Source organism: Streptomyces thermocarboxydus, from assembly GCF_024760485.1.
Lineage (GTDB): Bacteria > Actinomycetota > Actinomycetes > Streptomycetales > Streptomycetaceae > Streptomyces > Streptomyces cellulosae.
This window is the reverse complement of sequence record NZ_CP058273.1, coordinates 4,735,784-4,752,795: the sequence shown is the minus strand read 5'-3', so window position 1 is coordinate 4,752,795 and position 17,012 is coordinate 4,735,784. Positions and strand designations below refer to the sequence as shown.

The 17,012-nt window shown below is 73.9% G+C and carries 9 protein-coding genes; 4 read left to right on the top strand and 5 right to left on the bottom strand.

Features of this window, described 5'->3' with window-relative positions; all coding sequences use genetic code 11:
* The first annotated feature begins 87 nt into the window (after positions 1–87).
* Positions 88–330, top strand: coding sequence for a mycoredoxin (locus AY578_RS22020; protein ID WP_006134964.1), 243 nt, complete (start codon positions 88–90; stop codon positions 328–330).
* 101 nt (positions 331–431) lie between these two features.
* Here the strand turns inward: AY578_RS22020 and nudC are convergent, their stop codons facing one another.
* From nudC to AY578_RS21995, 5 genes are all read right to left on the bottom strand, one after another.
* Complete coding sequence (nudC, locus tag AY578_RS22015) at positions 432–1,376, bottom strand: NAD(+) diphosphatase (protein ID WP_019522854.1); 945 nt, start codon at positions 1,374–1,376, stop codon at positions 432–434.
* Between the two features lie 148 nt (positions 1,377–1,524).
* Positions 1,525–2,937, bottom strand: coding sequence for a dipeptidase (locus AY578_RS22010; protein ID WP_258904586.1), 1,413 nt, complete (start codon positions 2,935–2,937; stop codon positions 1,525–1,527).
* A gap of 91 nt (positions 2,938–3,028) precedes the next feature.
* Positions 3,029–6,604: an ATP-dependent helicase gene (locus tag AY578_RS22005; RefSeq protein ID WP_258904584.1), complete on the bottom strand. Its 3,576-nt coding sequence runs from the start codon at positions 6,602–6,604 to the stop codon at positions 3,029–3,031.
* A 113-nt stretch (positions 6,605–6,717) separates the two neighbouring features.
* The gene (locus AY578_RS22000) at positions 6,718–10,077 is read right to left on the bottom strand and encodes an ATP-dependent helicase (RefSeq protein ID WP_258904582.1); all 3,360 of its coding nucleotides are present in this window, start codon (positions 10,075–10,077) and stop codon (positions 6,718–6,720) included.
* Positions 10,078–10,334: 257 nt separating this feature from the next.
* On the bottom strand, positions 10,335–10,721 hold the full coding sequence (locus AY578_RS21995; protein WP_019522850.1) for an MGMT family protein: 387 nt from the start codon (positions 10,719–10,721) through the stop codon (positions 10,335–10,337).
* Between the two features lie 188 nt (positions 10,722–10,909).
* Between AY578_RS21995 and AY578_RS21990 the strand changes: the two genes are divergently transcribed.
* From AY578_RS21990 to AY578_RS21980, 3 genes are all read left to right on the top strand, one after another.
* Entirely contained in the window at positions 10,910–13,609 is a 2,700-nt protein-coding gene (locus AY578_RS21990) for a lysylphosphatidylglycerol synthase domain-containing protein (RefSeq protein ID WP_019522849.1), read from the top strand.
* 86 nt (positions 13,610–13,695) lie between these two features.
* On the top strand, positions 13,696–15,246 hold the full coding sequence (locus AY578_RS21985) for an alpha/beta hydrolase (RefSeq protein WP_028959348.1): 1,551 nt from the start codon (positions 13,696–13,698) through the stop codon (positions 15,244–15,246).
* Between the two features lie 160 nt (positions 15,247–15,406).
* Positions 15,407–16,918, top strand: coding sequence for an alpha/beta hydrolase (locus AY578_RS21980; RefSeq protein WP_028959349.1), 1,512 nt, complete (start codon positions 15,407–15,409; stop codon positions 16,916–16,918).
* Positions 16,919–17,012: the final 94 nt, after the last annotated feature.

The window sequence follows — 17,012 nt, the reverse complement described above, 5'->3', positions numbered from 1 at the left end:
GGGGGGACGGCGGGAATGCCTTCGCTTTCAAGTACGTTCCCCCGGAGACCGAGGACTTCCCCGAGCCGCCGAAGGAGCGCGAGAGGCATGCAGGGCACTGTGACGATGTACAGCACCACGTGGTGCGGCTACTGCCGCCGGCTGAAGAGCCAGCTGGACCGTGAGGGCATCGCGTACACCGAGATCAACATCGAGCAGGACCCCGAGTCGGCGGCCTTCGTGGAGAAGGCGAACGGCGGCAACCAGACGGTGCCCACCGTTCTGTTCCCCGACGGTTCGACGCTCACCAACCCCTCGCTGGCGCAGGTGAAGCAGAAGATCGGCGTCTGAGCGACCTCGCACGGACCTTCCGTACATGACGAAGCGGGTGGCCGTCCCTCATGGGACGGCCACCCGCTTCGTCATGCGTGGAGTGTGCGGGCTTCCCCGGCTCAGAAGGCGCTGCGCGTGGGCAGTTCCTCGCCGTACCAGCGCTCGATCAGCCGGGCCGCGATGGAGATGCCGTAGGGCGGGAGCACCTCGCCGGACTCGAAGGCGGCACGCAGTTCGTCGCGGGAGAACCAGCGGGCCTCGTGGATCTCGTCGCCGTCCACGGTGATCTCGGAGGAGGTGGCGTGGGCGACGAAGCCGAGCATCAGGCTGGAGGGGAACGGCCAGGGCTGGCTGGCGACGTACTCGACCTCGCCGACGGCGATGCCGACCTCCTCGTGCACCTCGCGGCGCACCGACTGCTCGATGGCCTCGCCCGGCTCCACGAACCCGGCGAGCGTGGAGAAGCGGCCCTCGGGCCAGTGGACCTGGCGGCCGAGCAGGATGCGGTCCTTGTCGTCGATCACCGCCATGATCACCGCAGGGTCCGTGCGCGGGTAGTGCTCGGCGCCGCAGGCCGGGCAGCGGCGGATATGGCCGGCCGCTGCGATCACGGTGCGCTCGCCGCAGCGGGAGCAGAAGCGGTGCAGCCGCTGCCAGTTCTCCAGCGCCACGGCGTGCACCATCAGGCCCGCCTCGCGCGGGGACAGCAGCAGTCCGGCCTCGCGCAGGCCCGCAGGGCGGGCGGAGTCGTCCATGCGGCCGGGCAGCGAGTCCTTCTGCAGGGCGAAGTAGCTGACGCCGTCCTCGTCGATGCCGAGGAAGTAGCGGTGGTCCTCGGTCAGCGGCGCCTCGAAGGACGGGGTCATGACGAGTTCGGTGCGCCCGTCGGGCGTCTCGTCGATGAGGACCTGGCCGCCGGAGACCACGAAGCAGCGGGTCGAGGGGTGGCTCCACGCCGCCGCGAGCCAGGCCTCGTCGAGCCGGTGGTGGGCGGCGCGGTCGATGCCGCTGGGGGCGGTGAGCGAGATGGGCCGGTCGGCGGTGTGGTCGGTCCTGGTGGTCACGGGTGCTTCCAACTCCCCCGGGGGACGGATCGGGTCGCGGGTGGTCTGGCGGACGTGGGCGGGAGGGACCGGGTCCTGCGGGCGCGGCAGTGGCACGGGCTCTTCCAGTGTGACGCGTGCGGGCGCCCGTTTCGGACGGCGTGGGTGGTCAGGGGGCGTGCCGCCAGTGCTCGGCGAGGTCGCCCCAGAGGTGGGCGCTGGTCTCGGCGCCCTTGAGCAGCAGGTCCAGCTCGACCTTCTCGTCGGGGGCGTGCCAGCCGTCGGACGGGACGGAGATGCCGAGGAAGAGCACCGGTGCGCCGAGGACGTCCTGGAGGTCGGCGGCCGGTCCCGATCCGCCCTCGCGGGTGAACAGCACCGGTTTGCCGAAGGCGCGGCCCATCGCGCGGACGACCGACTGGAGGGCGGGGTGGTCGAGCGGGGTGAGGCAGGGGCGGGTGGCCGGGCTGAAGGTGATCTCGTGCCGGACGCCCTCGGGCAGCCGGCCGGGCACCCAGGCGGCGACCGCGTCCCGGATGTGCGCGGGGTCCTGGCCGGCGACCAGCCGGAAGGACAGCTTCACCATCGCGGAGGACGGGATGATCGTCTTGCTGCCGGGGCCTTGGTAGCCGCCGCCGATGCCGTTGACCTCGGCGGTGGGGCGCGCCCAGATGCGCTCCAAGGTGCTGTATCCGGCTTCGCCGCCGGTGCCGTGCGACTTGGCGGTGCGCAGCCACCGCTCCTCGTCGAAGGGCAGCCGCGCGAAGAGGTCGCGTTCGCGGTCGGTGAGCTCGACGACGCCGTCGTAGAAGCCGGGGATCGCGACCCGGCCGTGCTCGTCGTGCAGGGCGGCGACCAGGCGGGCCACGGCGGTGGCGGGGTTGGGGACCGCGCCGCCGAAGGAGCCGGAGTGGATGTCCTGGTCGGGGCCGTACAGGCGGATCTCGCACTCGGCGAGGCCGCGCATGCCGGTGCACACGGTCGGGGTGTCCTCGGACCACATACCGGTGTCGGAGACGATCACGGCGTCGGCGGCGAGCCGGTCCGCGTGCCGCTCGACGAGCTCCCGGAAGTGCGGGGAGCCGGACTCCTCCTCGCCCTCGATCAGCAGCTTGAGGCGGACGGCGGGGCTGGTACGCCCGGTGGCGGCGAGGTGGGCGCGCACGCCCAGGGTGTGGAAGAAGACCTGGCCCTTGTCGTCGGCGGCACCGCGCGCGTAGAGGCGGTTGCCGCGGATCTCGGGCTCGAAGGGGTCGGTCTTCCAGCCGTCCTCGCGGGCGGCGGGCTGCACGTCGTGGTGGCCGTAGACCAGGACGGTCGGCGCCTCGGGGTCGTCGCTGGGCCACTCGGCGTAGACCGCCGGGGCGCCGGGGGTGTCCCAGACCTCGGCGGCCGGGAAGCCGGTGTCCTTCAGCGCGGCGACGAGCCAGTCGGCGCTGCGGCGCACGTCAGGGGCGTGATCGGGCTGGGCCGAGACGGACGGGATGCGGAGCCACGCGGAGAGGTCGTCGAGAAACGCCGTGCGGTGGTCTGCGATGTACGTACGGACGGCGTCGACGGCATTGTCAACGTGCTGGCTCATGTCTACGAGCCTATCGGCCCGCGGGGGTGTCCTCGGAGTGCGGTATCTCACCGTGCGGCGTTCGTCATGTCACTCTCCGGTGTGCGGTGTCTCATCCTCCGGATCCGTTCGGTGTCTCGTCTTCCGGACCGTTCGGTGTCCCGTCCTCCGGGTCGTCGAGCAGCAGCCGCTCCAGTTCGGCGCGGCCGGGGAGCCGCTCGGGGCGGACCACCTCGCCGGTGCGGACGTACAGGAACGCGGCGGTGACGGACTTCAGGGGGACGCCCTGCTGCTCGGCCCAGGCGAGCCGGTAGACCGCCAGCTGGAGCGGGTCGGCGGTGCGGCTCCGGCCGGTCTTCCAGTCGACGATCTCGTACGTGACAGCGTCGCCGTCCCCGGGATCCTCCGGGTCCTCGGCCCTCTCGTGCCGGTACACGGCGTCGATGCGGCCCCGGACGACCCGGCCGGCGATCGACAGCTGGAACGGCGCCTCCACGCGGTAGGGCGTGCGGTGGGCGTACTCGGTGCGCTCGAAGGCCTCCTTCAGCTCCTCCAGGTCACGCTCGTCGGCGATCTCCGCGTCGGCGCCCGGCAGCTCGTCCGGGTCGAGCATGGGCAGGGTCAGCTCCTCGAAGCGCGCCTCCACCCACGCGTGGAAGCGGGTGCCCCGGCGCGCGGCGGGCTGGGGCGGGCGCGGCATGGGGCGGGCCAGCTCCCGGGCGAAGGCGTCGGGGTCGTCGGCGAGCCGCAGCAGCTGGGACGCGGTGAGGGAGGCGGGCAGCCGCACCTCGGTGACCGTCTCGCGGGCGCGCAGCAGTTCCCCGGTGAGGGCGTCGAGGTCGCGGTCCCAGGAGGCGACGGTGCGGGCCTCCTCGGGGGTCAGCCGCGGTTCTGCGGGGCGCGGTTCGGCGGGCGCGGGGAGGTCCGGGAGGGGGCGTGCGGACTCGTCGGGGGCGGTGGCCTGGTGGGGGACGACGGGGCGCTCGGTGGGCAGGGCGTCCCAGTCGTCGGCGTACGGGTCGTCGTCGAAGTCCTCCGGGTACGGCTCCTCGTCGTCCGGCGGGGGCGGCCACTCCGGGTCGTCGTGGGCGCCCGGGTCGTGGAGGGCTGCCGTGTCGTGCGGGTCGGCGGCGATGCGGTCGAGGTGGGCGAGGACGGTCGCGGCGGCGGCGCGGCGGCGGGCGAGGGCCGCGTCGTCCAGGGGCAGGGGCCATGCCTGGACGTCGCCGGCCTGCCGCAGGGCCGGATTCTCCTCGTCCTCCTCCGGCTTCTCCGCCCACGCCTCGATCTCGCCGTACCCGGCGGCGCAGTGGTCGTGCAGGGCGAGCAGGAACTCGGAGGGGCCGCGCGATTTCTTCTGGCTGGGGCCCCACCAGTGGCCCGAGCCGAGCAGCAGGGAACGGGGGCGGGTGAAGGTGACGTAGCCGAGGCGCAGCTCCTCGGTGTGCTGGTGCTCCTTCATGGCCTCGTGGAAGGCCTTCAGACCCCGGGAGTCCCAGGACGGCACGTCGGGGAGGGTGTCGGCGTCGCCGCGCAGCGCGTGCGGCAGCACCTTGCCCTGCGCCGTCCACTTCTCGCGGCCCCGGTCGCTGGGGAAGGCGCCGGTGACCAGGCCGGGGACGGCGACGACGTCCCACTCCAGGCCCTTGGACTTGTGGGCGGTGAGCACCTTGACGGTGTTCTCGCCGCCCGGCAGCGCGTTGTCGAGGCCCTTCTCGTACTGGGCGGCGGTGCGCAGGAAGCCGAGGAAGGCGAGCAGGGTGGCCTCGTTGTCGCCTGCGGCGAAGGACGCGGCGACGTCGAGGAAGTTGGACAGGGTCTCCCGGCGGCGGGCGGCCAGCGCGTGCGGGGACGCGGACAGCTCGACCTCGAGACCGGTGACGGCGAGCACCCGGTGCAGTACGTCCATCAGCGGGTCGGAGAGGGAGCGGCGCAGGTCGCGCAGCTCGGCGGCGAGGCGGGCGAAGCGGACGCGCGCGTCGGGCGAGAAGGGCAGCCCGTCGTCGTCCCCGCCGCCCTCCAGCGGGGTCTCCAGGAAGGTGTCGAGGGCGTCGGCGAGCGAGATCACCTCGGCGGGGTCGACGCCCTCGAGGGCCTCGGCGAGCCGCCGGTCGGGGTCGTCGTCGCCGTCCACACGCGCGTGGGACACCAGCCGGCGCGCGCGGCGGCCGAGCAGGGCGAGGTCGCGGGGGCCGATCCGCCAGCGCGGGCCGGTCAGCAGCCGGACGAGGGAGGCGTTGGCGCCGGGGTCCTGGAGGACCTCGCAGACGGCGACGAGGTCGGCGATCTCCGGCAGGTGCAGCAGCCCGGACAGGCCGACGACCTCGACGGGCACGTCCCGGGCGACCAGGGCGGCCTGGATCTCGGCGAAGTCCGTGGCCGTGCGGCACAGGACGGCGATCTCGCCGGGCGCCTTGCCGGTGTTCACCAGGTGCGCGATCGAGTCGGCGAGCCAGTCGATCTCCTCGGCGTGGGTGCGCAGCAGGGCGCAGCGGACGATGCCGTCGCGCTCGGCGCCCGGCGCCGGGCGGAGGGCCTCCACGCCCGCGTGCATGGCGCGCAGCGGCTCGGCGAGACCGTTGGCGAGGTCGAGCAGCCGGCCGCCGCTGCGGCGGTTCTCGCTGAGCGACTGGCGGGTGGCGGGGCGGCCGTCGGCGTGCGGGAAGTGCTCGGGGAAGTCGTCGAGGTTGGCGACGGAGGCGCCGCGCCAGCCGTAGATGGCCTGGCAGGGGTCGCCCACCGCGGTCACCGGGTGGCCGGTGCCGCCGCCGAAGAGGCCCGCGAGGAGGACGCGCTGGGCGACCGACGTGTCCTGGTACTCGTCGAGGAGGACCACCCGGAACTCGTCGCGCAGCACGCGGCCCACCTCGGGCAGGCCGGCGAGCCGGGCGGACAGGGCGATCTGGTCGCCGAAGTCGAGCAGATCGCGTTCGCGTTTCGCGGCCCGGTAGCGCTGCACCAGCTCCGCGAGCTCGCGGCGGGCGGCGGCCGCCTCGGGGACCTTGCGCAGGTCGGCGTTGGTGAGCTTGGCGTTCTCCAGGGTGCGCAGGAGCTCGGTGTCGTGGGCGCGCAGGTCCTCGGGGCGCACCAGGTGCTCGGAGAGCTCGGAGTCGAGGGTGAGGAGGTCGCCCACCAGGTCGGGGAAGGAGCGGGTGAGGGCCGGGTAGAGGCCGGGCGCCTCGCGCAGCACGCGCGCGGCGAGCTGGTAGCGGGTGGCGTCGGCGAGCAGCCGGGACGTCGGTTCGAGGCCGATGCGCAGCCCGTGGTCGGTGAGCAGCCGGCCGGCGAAGGCGTGGTAGGTGGAGATCACCGGCTCGCCCGGGGGGTTGTCCGGGGCCGACGGGGAGGGGCCGGCGCCAGGCGCCGTCGTCGAGGGGTGGTGGTCGGGTGACGGGAGGGGGTCCGGATCGGTGACGCCGGCCTTGATCAGGGCCGTGCGGACGCGCTCGGCGAGTTCACCGGCGGCCTTGTTGGTGAAGGTGAGGCCGAGGACCTGCTCGGGGGCGACCTGTCCGGTGCCGACCAGCCAGACCACGCGGGCGGCCATCACCGTCGTCTTGCCGGAGCCCGCTCCGGCCACGATCACCTGCGGGGCGGGCGGCGCGGTGATGCAGGCCGTCTGCTCCGGGGTGAACGGGATCCCGAGCAGCTCCTTGAGCTGGTCGGGACGGGTGATACGGGCGGGCACACCGAGAATCTAGCGGCGGCCACTGACAGCTCGGGCCCACCGAGCCCGCCGGGCGGGAAGAAGCGCAGGTCGGCGGGGGTGGTGCAATACGTCACGCACGCCGTTCGCATCGTTCACTCGACGACGTGGCGGCCCTCGGGGCGGGCGCTGCACGACGCCCGGAACGCGCAGTGCGCGCAGTGCTGGCCCGCGGTCGGGGTGAAGCGCTCGTCGAGGACCTTGCCGGCGGCGGTGGCCAGCAGGTCGCCGACCCACGCCCCCTCCAGCGGCTCCTGCGCCTGCACCTTGGGCAGGGTCTCGCCGCCGTCCCGTTTGGCGGCGCCCTGCCGCAGCTGGACGAGCTCGGCGCCGCCCGGCTCGGGGCGCACCCCGTCGAAGACCTCGTCGACGGCGCCCTCGCGGACGGCGAGCTGGTACACGGCGAGCTGGGGGTGGCGCTCCACCTCCTTGGAGCTGGGCGCCTGCTTGCCGGTCTTGAAGTCGACCACGTAGGCGCGGCCCTCGCCGTCGGCCTCGACGCGGTCCATCTGGCCGCGGATGCGGACCTGGTAGTCGCCGGACTCCAGAGTGACGTCGAAGTCGTGCTCGCTGGCGACCGGGGTGCGACCGGTGCGGTCCATGACGTGCCACTTCAGGAAGCGTTCGAGCGCCACGCGCGCGTTCTCCTTCTCCTGCGCCGACTTCCAGGGCGCGTCGAAGGCGAGGGCGTTCCACACGGAGTCGAGGCGTTCCATGAGGACGTCGAGGTCTGCGGGGGTGCGCCCGGAGGCGACCTCGTCGGCGAGGACGTGGACGACGTTGCCGAAGCCCTGGGCGGCCGTGGCAGGCGCGTCGGCCTTCACCTCGCGGCCCAGGAACCACTGGAGGGCGCAGGTGTTGGCCAGCTGGTCGAGGGCGCTGCCGGAGAGCACCACGGGCTGGTCGCGGTCGCGCAGGGGCACCTTGCTGTGGGTGGGTTCGTACATGCCCCACCAGCGGTAGGGGTGCGCGGACGGCACCAGGGGGCGGCCGTCCTCGTCGGCGAGCGCGGCGAGCCGGGCCAGCCGGCGGGCGGCGGCCTCGCGCAGGGCGTCGGAGACGCGAGGGTCGACCGTGGTGGCGCGCAGTTCGGCGACGAGCGCGGCGACGGACAGCGGGCGGCGCGGGCGTCCCGTGACGTCCTTGGGCTCGACGCCGAGCTCGGTGAGGAAGCGGGAGGGCTGGTCGCCGTCGTCGGACGGTGCCTTCACGGCCGTCACGACCAGGCGGTCACGCGCGCGCGTGGCGGCGACGTAGAACAGGCGGCGTTCCTCTGCGAGCAGCGCGCCGGGGGTGAGCGGCTCGGCGAGTCCGTCGCGTCCGATGCGGTCGGCCTCCAGCAGGGAGCCGCGGCGGCGCAGGTCGGGCCACAGTCCCTCCTGGACTCCGGCCACGACGACGAGGCCCCACTCCAGGCCTTTCGAGCGGTGCGCGGTCATCAGGCGTACGACGTCGGGGCGCGCGGCGCGGCGGGTGAGGGTGTCGGCGGCGATGTCCTCGGCCTCGATCTCCTCGAGGAAGTTGAGGGCGCCGCGCCCGCCCGTGCGCTCCTCCGCGCGCGCGGCGGTGGCGAACAGGGCGCACACGGCGTCGAGGTCGCGGTCGGCGTTGCGGCCAGCGGCGCCGCCGCGGCGGGCGGCGCGTTCCAGGCGCTGTGGCCAGGGCGTGCCGTCCCACAGCTCCCAGAGGGCCTCCTCGGCCGTGCCGCCGCCGGCCAGGCACTCGCGGGCGCGGCGCAGCAGGGCGCCGAGGCGTTGCGCACCGCGCGCGTAGACGGGGTCGTGCACGGCGAGCCGCTCGGGCTCGGCCAGCGCGCGGGCGAGCAGCTCGTCCGAGGGCGGGGGCAGGGGGTTCCCGGCCGCCCGCTCCTCCTCGCGCAGCGCGCGCCCGAGCCGCCGCAGGTCGGCCGCGTCCATGCCGGCGAGGGGGGAGGCGAGGAGGGTGAGGGCGGTCTCGGTGTCGAGCCAGCAGGGGGCGTCGCCGCCGGGAGCGGCGCCCGCATCCGCCTCGCCGGGACCAGAACCAGCATCCACGTCGCTCTCACCCCCCGGCCGCCGCTCCTCCTCCGCCTTCGCCACCGCGCGGAGCGCGGTCAGCAGCGGGGCGACCGCCGGTTCGTGCCGCAGGGGCAGGTCGTCGCCGTCGACGTCGACGGGGACGCCCGCGGACGTGAGGGCGCGGCGGACCACCGGCAGGGTGCGGGCGCCCGCGCGGACCAGGACGGCCATGTCGTTCCAGGGGACGCCGTCCTCCAGGTGGGCGCGGCGCAGGATGTCGGCGATGTTGTCCAGCTCGGTGCCGGCCGTCGGGTAGGTGTACACCTCGACCCGGCCGCCCTCGCGCACGGGCGCCGGCTCACGGTGCAGGCGGACCTTCTCGGCGGGCAGCCGGGGCAGCGGCATGCGGCGGGTGATCCGCCGGGTGGCCTCGAGGAGCGCTGCGCCGGAGCGCCGGGAGGTGCGCAGCACCCGGACCGGGGCGGGGCGGCCGTCGGCGCGTGGGAAGGCGTGCGGGAACTCCAGGATGCCGCCGACGTCGGCGCCACGGAACGCGTAGATCGACTGGTCGGGGTCGCCGAAGGCGACGAGGGTGCGGCCGCCGGACGCCAGGGCGTGCAGCAGCCGTACCTGGGCGGGGTCGGTGTCCTGGTACTCGTCGACGTAGACGGCGTCGTAGCGGTCGGCGAGCTGCCCGGCCGTCTCGGGCCGCCGGGCGAGGAGCACCGCGCGGTGGACGAGTTCGGCGTAGTCGATGACGCCCTGGAGGTCGAGGACGTCGAGGTACTCGGCGAGGAAGGCGGAGGCGGCGCGCCAGTCGGGGCGGCCGATGCGGCGGGCGAAGGCGTCCAGGGCGCCGGGGTCGAGCCCGAGCTCGCGGCTGCGGGCGAGCACGGCGCGGACCTCGTCGGCGAAGCCGCGGGTGGTCAGGCAGGCGCGCAGGTCGTCGGGCCAGCGCACGTGGGACAGCCCGAGCCGTTCCAGGTCCACCTGGCCGGCGAGCAGCTCGCGCACGGTGACGTCCTGCTCGGGTCCGGAGAGCAGCCGCAGCGGCTCCGTGAACAGGTCGCTGTCCTGGTGGGCGCGGACCAGGGCGTAGCAGAAGCTGTGGAAGGTGGTCGCCTGCGGGGCGCGGGCGGCGCCGATGCGCAGCGCCATGCGGTCGCGCAGCTCGACGGCGGCCTTGCGGCTGAAGGTGAGCACCAGGATGCGCTCGGGGTCGCCGCCGCGCGCGATGCGGGCGGCCACGGACTCGACGAGCGTGGTGGTCTTGCCGGTGCCCGGACCGGCCAGGACGAGCAGCGGCCCGGAGCCGTGCTCAACCACGGAGCGCTGGGCGGCGTCCAGGGGAGGGGGATCCACGCGGGCCGGCGGGGTACGCACCAGTCGATAGGCGCCACGGCTCCCCCGCCGCACCGGGGGGTGCGACAGGCCGCTGGTGGAGGAAGAGGAGCTCACGTGGTTCGCCGGTCCTGGTGGGTGTGCTGTGGGGCGCTGCGCCGCGTGTGCGGGGCGGTGGTCGGGGGGTGAGGGGGCCACGCGCAGCCGACGCTACGCCGGGGACCGGAGCGGAAGCAGGGTTTCCGCTTCTTCCCTCCCGTCACTCCGGGCACCCACGCCCCTCGACCCACGAACGTACGTCATGCCACGGATGTGCCTCATGTCCCCCTGAAGGATCACACGTCACACGGCGGCGGCGGGGATGGCGGAAGCTGTCAGGTGTGACCCCCGGTGTCCGCGCCGCCGTCCCACCGCGCGCTTCTCATGTCCAGGCGTGGCACATGGCCCTCCGAGGCCCGGCCCGCCTCCCGCAGCGGTGTGCCCTCCGCGCGGTAGTGACCGAGAGCACGCAGCTCGTGCCCGGGCAGCAGCACGCCGTCCGCGCGGACCACGCGCCACCAGGGCACGGCCCCGCCGTAGAGCGCCATCACGCGCCCCACCTGCCGGGGCCCGCCCTCCCCCAGCCACTCGGCCACGTCCCCGTACGTCATCACGCGCCCCGGCGGGATCAGCTCGGCGACCTCCAGGACCCGCTCGGCGTACGCGGGCAGGGCGTCCGGGTGCTCCGGACCCCCGTCGGACGGAAGACTCTCCTGGCTCATCCGGACCATCCTGCCCCACCCCACCGACAACGCTGCGCGGCCGCGGGCACGGGCGGGCGACTCGCCCCGGAGCAGCGCTTCGGGCAGACTGTGCCGCCCCGCTTGTGGACCCTGATGCCCCCTTGTGGCGGTACGGCATGCCACCATCGTGCGGGCGGTGACCGGTGATACGAGATCGAGAAGAGACGATGAAGCAGCAGGGTGCGCACCCCGAGGACACGGAGGGCACCCCTGACGCCTCGTCGCGCCCGGACACCGCGAAGGAGCCCGGCGGCGCGCACCGGGACGTCGCGCACATCGACGAGGTGGAGGGCGACGAACCGCTGCTCCCCGCGCGCGTGCACCGCCCGTCCGACCTCATGCGGCTGGTGGGCGGCGTGCTCGCGGTCGTGGTACTGCTGGCGGTCGCCGCGTTCGCGCACGGCACCACCTCGGGTCTCGAACAGGACATCAACAAGGGCACCGGACAGGCGCCCGACCTCCTCATCAAGATCGCGGGCCTGGCGTCCAGCATCGCGATCCTGCTGGTCCCGGTCGCCTTCGCGATCGAACGTCTCATCAAACGGGACGGGCTGCGGATCGCCGACGGTGTGCTCGCCGCCGTACTCGCGCACGGGGTGACGCTCGCCACGGACCTGTGGGTCGCGCGGGCCGCCCCCGACTCGATCCAGGACGCGCTCACCCAGCCCTCCCCCGGCGACGTCCACGCCCTCACCGACCCGGTGCACGGCTATCTCGCCCCCGTCATCGCGTACATGACCGCCGTCGGCATGTCCCGCAGACCCCGGTGGCGCGCGGTGCTGTGGGTGGTGCTGCTGCTCGACGCCTTCTCGATGCTGGTCACCGGGTACACCACCCCGTTCTCGATCATCCTCACCGTGCTGATCGGCTGGACCGTCGCCTACGGCACGCTCTACGCGGTCGGCTCGCCCAACGTCCGGCCCACCGGCCGCACCCTGATGGCAGGCCTCCGGACGGTCGGCTTCCGCCCCGTGACCGCGTCCCGCGAGGAGGCCGCCGACGCGGCCGAGGGCGGCGACCGGGGGCGGCGCTACTTCGTCACCCTGGAGGACGGCCCGCCCCTCGACGTCACCGTGGTGGACCGCGAGCAGCAGGCGCAGGGCTTCTTCTACCGCGCGTGGCGCAACCTGGCGCTGCGCGGCTTCGCCACCCGCCGGAGCCTGCAGTCGCTGCGCCAGGCGCTGGAGCAGGAGGCCCTCCTGGCCTACGCCGCCATCGCCGCCGGCGCCAACGCGCCCAAGCTGATCGCCACGTCGGAGCTGGGCCCCGACGCGGTGATGCTGGTCTACGAGCACACCGGCGGCCGCACGTTGGACTCGCTGGACGACGAGCAGATCACCGACGAACTGCTGCGCGACACCTGGCACCAGGTGAAGGCGCTGCAGTCCCGCCGTATCGCGCACCGCAGGCTGGTGGGCGACGCCATCCTGGTGGATCATTCCGGGACGGTGATCCTCACCGACCTGCGCGGCGGGGAGATCGCGGCCGGCGACCTGCTGCTGCGCATGGACGTCGCCCAGCTGCTGGTGACGCTGGGGCTGCGGGTGGGCGCCGAACGCACGGTGGCCTCCGCGCTGAGCGTCCTCGGCCCCGACGCCGTCGCGGACTGCCTGCCGATGCTCCAGCCGATCGCGCTCAGCCGCTCCACGCGCGCGACGCTGCGCAGGCTCGCCCGGGAGCGCGCCGAGCGGGAACGCGAGGCGGTCCTGGAGGCCTCCCGCCAGTCCCGTCCCGCCCCCGCCGACGACGCCGGCGGCTCCCGCCCCGTCGTGCTCGACAAGGCGGACAAGAAGGCCGTACGGGCGGAGCAGCGGGCCGAGAAGCGGGCCATCGACGAGGCTCTGGAGGAGGCGCGCGAGGAGGATCTGCTCAGCCAGATCCGCCAGGAGGTGCTGCGGATCAGGCCGCAGGCCCCGGTCGAGCCGGCCCGGCTGGAGCGCGTGCGTCCGCGCACGCTGATCAGCGTCATCGCGGGCGCGATCGGCGCGTACTTCCTGCTGACGCAGCTCACCCACATCGAGTTCGGCCCGCTGATCTCCAACGCGGAGTGGGGCTGGGTGGCCGCGGCGGTGCTGTTCTCGGCGCTGAGCTACGTGGCGGCCGCGATGGCGCTGCTCGGGTTCGTGCCGGAGCGGGTGCCGTTCCTGCGCACCGTGGCGGCCCAGGTCGCCGGCTCCTTCGTGAAGATCGTCGCCCCGGCCGCGGTCGGCGGCGTCGCGCTGAACACCCGGTTCCTCCAGCGCGCGGGGGTGCGCCCGGGGCTCGCGGTGGCGAGCGTCGGCGCGTCCCAGCTGTTCGGGCTCGGCTGCCACATCCTGATGCTGCTGGCGTTCGGTTATCTGACCGGAACCGAGAAGACGCCTTCACTGTCGCCGTCCCGGACGGTCATCGGCGGTCTGCTGACGGTCGCGGTGCTGGTGCTCGTGGTGACCTCGGTGCCGTTCCTGCGGAAGTTCGTCGTCACGCGCGTGCGGTCGCTGTTCGCCGGCGTCGTGCCGCGCATGCTCGACGTGCTGCAGCGGCCGCAGAAGCTGGTCACCGGCATCGGCGGCATGCTGCTGCTGACCGCCTGCTTCGTGATGTGCCTGGACGCCTCGATCCGGGCGTTCGGCGACGAGTCGACCTCGGTGAGCATCGCCAGCGTCGCCGTCGTCTTCCTCGCGGGCAACGCCCTCGGGTCCGCCGCGCCGACACCGGGCGGTGTGGGCGCCGTGGAGGCCACCCTGACGGTCGGTCTGATCGCGGTCGGCCTCCCCAAGGAGGTCGCGGCGCCCGCCGTGCTGCTCTACCGGCTGCTGACCCTGTGGCTGCCCGTGCTGCCGGGCTGGCTCGCCTTCAACCACCTCACCCGCAAAGCGGCGTTGTGACCGGCTGAGACGCCGGCCGGGCGCGGCCCTCCCTCGGACGGCCCGTGCCCCGCGCGCGCCTCCGCGGGCGACCGCAGGATGGGGACATGCCCCGCCCCTTCCGGCTCCGCGCCGCCGCGCTGTCCGCCTGTGCCCTCCTGCTGCCCGCGCTGCTGGCGGGCTGTACCGCGGGGGACGACCAGGCCCAGGACCTGACGCGGCAGAAGCTGGACTGGAAGCCCTGTCCCTCCCCGGACGAGGCCCAGGGCGGCGGCGCATCGCCGTCCCCGCTGCCGGGCGCCCGGGGCCAGTGGGAGTGCGCGACGCTCAAGGCGCCGCTGGACTGGGACGACCCGGACGGCGACACCATCGGCCTCGCCCTGATCCGCGTCCGGACGAGCGGCCCGGAGAACAAGCGGATCGGCTCGCTGATCTTCAACTTCGGCGGCCCCGGCGGCTCGGGCGTGACCACGCTCCCCGCGTTCGGCCGGGACTACACCACCCTGCGCACCCGGTACGACCTGGTGAGCTTCGACCCGCGCGGGGTCGGCCGCAGCGCGCCCGTGACCTGCGAGGACGACCAGCAGCTCGACGAGTACTTCCAGCAGGACGGAACCCCCGACGACAGCGCCGAGCGCACGGAACTGCTGGACAGCACCAAGGATTTCAACGCGGCCTGCGAGGACAACTCCCGCCGGATCCTGCCGCACGTGCGCACCACCGAGGCGGCCCGGGACCTCGATCTGATGCGGCAGGTCCTCGGCGACGACAAGCTGCACTACTTCGGCATCTCCTACGGCACCGAACTCGGCGGCGTCTACGCCCACCTCTTCCCCGACAAGGTGGGCCGCGCGGTGTTCGACGCGGTCGTCGACCCGGCGCTGAACTCCGAGCAGGCCTCACTCGGTCAGGCCCGGGGCTTCCAGCGCGCCCTCGACAACTACGCCGAGGACTGCGTGTCCCAGGTCGAGGAGTGCCCGGTCGGCGACAGCGTGCAGGACGTGAAGAACCGCATCGCCACGCTGCTGCGGGACCTGGACCGCACACCCATCCCGGGGGTCTTCCCTCGTCAGCTCACCGAGACGATGGCGACGAGCGGGATCGCGCAGGCCCTGTACTCGAAAAACTTCTGGCCGTTCCTCACCGACGGCCTGGAGCAGGCGTACGACGGCGACGGCACGATCCTGATGGTGCTGGCCGACTCGATGAACGGCCGCAGCCAGAACGGCGAGTACAGCAACCTCGTCCCCGCGAACGTCGCCATCAACTGCGCCGACGCCAAGCCCCGGTACACCCCGGCGGACGTGGAGCGGCTGCTGCCCGAGTTCCGGAAGGCATCGCCCCTCTTCGGGGACTTCATGGCCTGGGGCATGATCACCTGCACCGACTGGGCGGTGCCGGGCGCCGCCGATCATCCGGACGTCAGCGCTCCGGGCGCGGCCCCGATCCTGGTGATCGGCAACACCGGAGACCCGGCCACCCCGTACGAGGGCGCGCGCAGCATGGCGCGGGCGCTCGGTGAGGGGGTCGGCGTGGAACTCACGTACAACGGGCAGGGGCACGGCGCCTACAACAGCGAGGACCGCTGCGTGCGGAACGCGGTCCACGGCTATCTGCTGGACGGCAAGGTGCCGGAGGCCGACGCGGTCTGCCCCTGACCCGCCCGGCGGTGCGACGGCCGGGGGTGGCAGGACCGTCGGCGAATGCCCAGCTCAGAGGGTTTTCCACAGGCCTCCCCGGCCGACGTCGGACCTGCCTACGATGTCGGCACAGCCGTCGCCGCACGACGCGGACGGTCCACGAGGGGGGATGTGCCAGATGACCCGGTTCACGAGGTGGGCGGCCCTGACCGCCGCCGCCGCACTGCTTACGGCCGGCTGCAGCGGGGGTGGGGGCGGGCCGTCGAAGGACGACTCCGGCAAGGACGGCAAGGGGAGCGGCGGCAGCGCCGCGCTCGACTGGGGTCGCTGTAAGGCGACCGAGGAGGGCCCGGCGCCCGGCGACGAGTGGCAGTGCGCCACGCTCCAGGTGCCGCTGGACTGGTCGAAGCCGGACGGCGAGACGATCGATCTCGCCCTCATCCGCGCCGAGGCGACGGGCGACGACCGCATCGGCTCCCTGCTGTTCAACTTCGGCGGTCCGGGCGGCTCGGGCGTCTCCACCCTGCCCGCCTACGCCGGCACGGCCGCCGACCTGCGCGAGCGGTACGACCTGGTGAGCTGGGACCCGCGTGGCACGGGCGGGAGCGGCGGTGTGCGCTGCCGTGACGACAAGGCCATCGAGGCCGCCGAGTCCACCGTGGACTGGACGCCGGACACCCCGGCGGAGGAGCGGGTCTTCCTCGAGGACGCGGCCGACTTCGGCAAGGGCTGCCAGAAGGCCGCCGGAAAGCTGATGGCGCACGTGTCGACCACCGACACCGCCCGTGACATGGACCGCATCCGGCAGGCCCTCGGCGACGACCGCATGCACTACTTCGGCATCTCCTACGGCACCGAGCTCGGCGGGGTCTACGCCCACCTCTTCCCCGGCAAGGTGGGGAGGATGATCCTGGACGCGGTGGTCGACCCGACGGCGGACACGGTCGGCCACGCCAAGAACCAGGCCCGTGGCTTCCAGACCGCCCTCGACAACTACCTGCGGTCCACCGGACGCGACCCGGAGGAGGGCTCGCGGGAGATCGCGGACCTGCTCGACCGGATGGACGCCGAACCGCTGCCCACGTCCTCCTCCGGCCGTGAGCTGACGCAGTCGCTGGCGATCATCGGCATCGTGCTGCCCCTCTACAGCGAGTCCAGCTGGCCGGCGCTCACGAGCGCACTGGAGGCGGCCGAGGAGGGGGACGGCACAGAGCTGCTGGCTCTCGCCGACGGGTACAACGAGCGGGACGCCTCGGGCAGCTACGACACCACGACCCACGCCCAGCGGGTCATATCGTGCCTGGACGACAAGCAGCGGCCGACGGTCGAGGAGACCAGGAAGCTGCTGCCCGAGTTCGCGAAGCTCTCCCCCGTCTTCGGCCCGTTCCTGGGCTGGGACACGGCGGGCTGGTGCCACGACTGGCCGGTGCCGGGCCAGTTCGAGACGCCGGAGGTGAGCGCGCCGGGCGCGAAGCCGATCCTGGTCGTGGGCAACACGGGCGACCCGGCTACCCCCTACGAGGGGGCGCGTCGGATGGCGGACGAGCTGGGTCAGGGCGTCGGGGTGGTGCTCACCTGGAAGGGCGAGGGCCACGGCGCCTACGGCAGCGGCAGCGACTGCGTCGACTCGACGGTGAACGCCTACCTGCTGGACGGCACGGTGCCGCAGGACGGCAAGGTCTGCTCGTAGCGACGCCACGCGTAACGGCGTCGGGGGCCCCGGGCACCCGAGGCGGTGCCCGGAACCCCCGACGAGGACCCGGTGACGGCCGGAGCGGTCACGT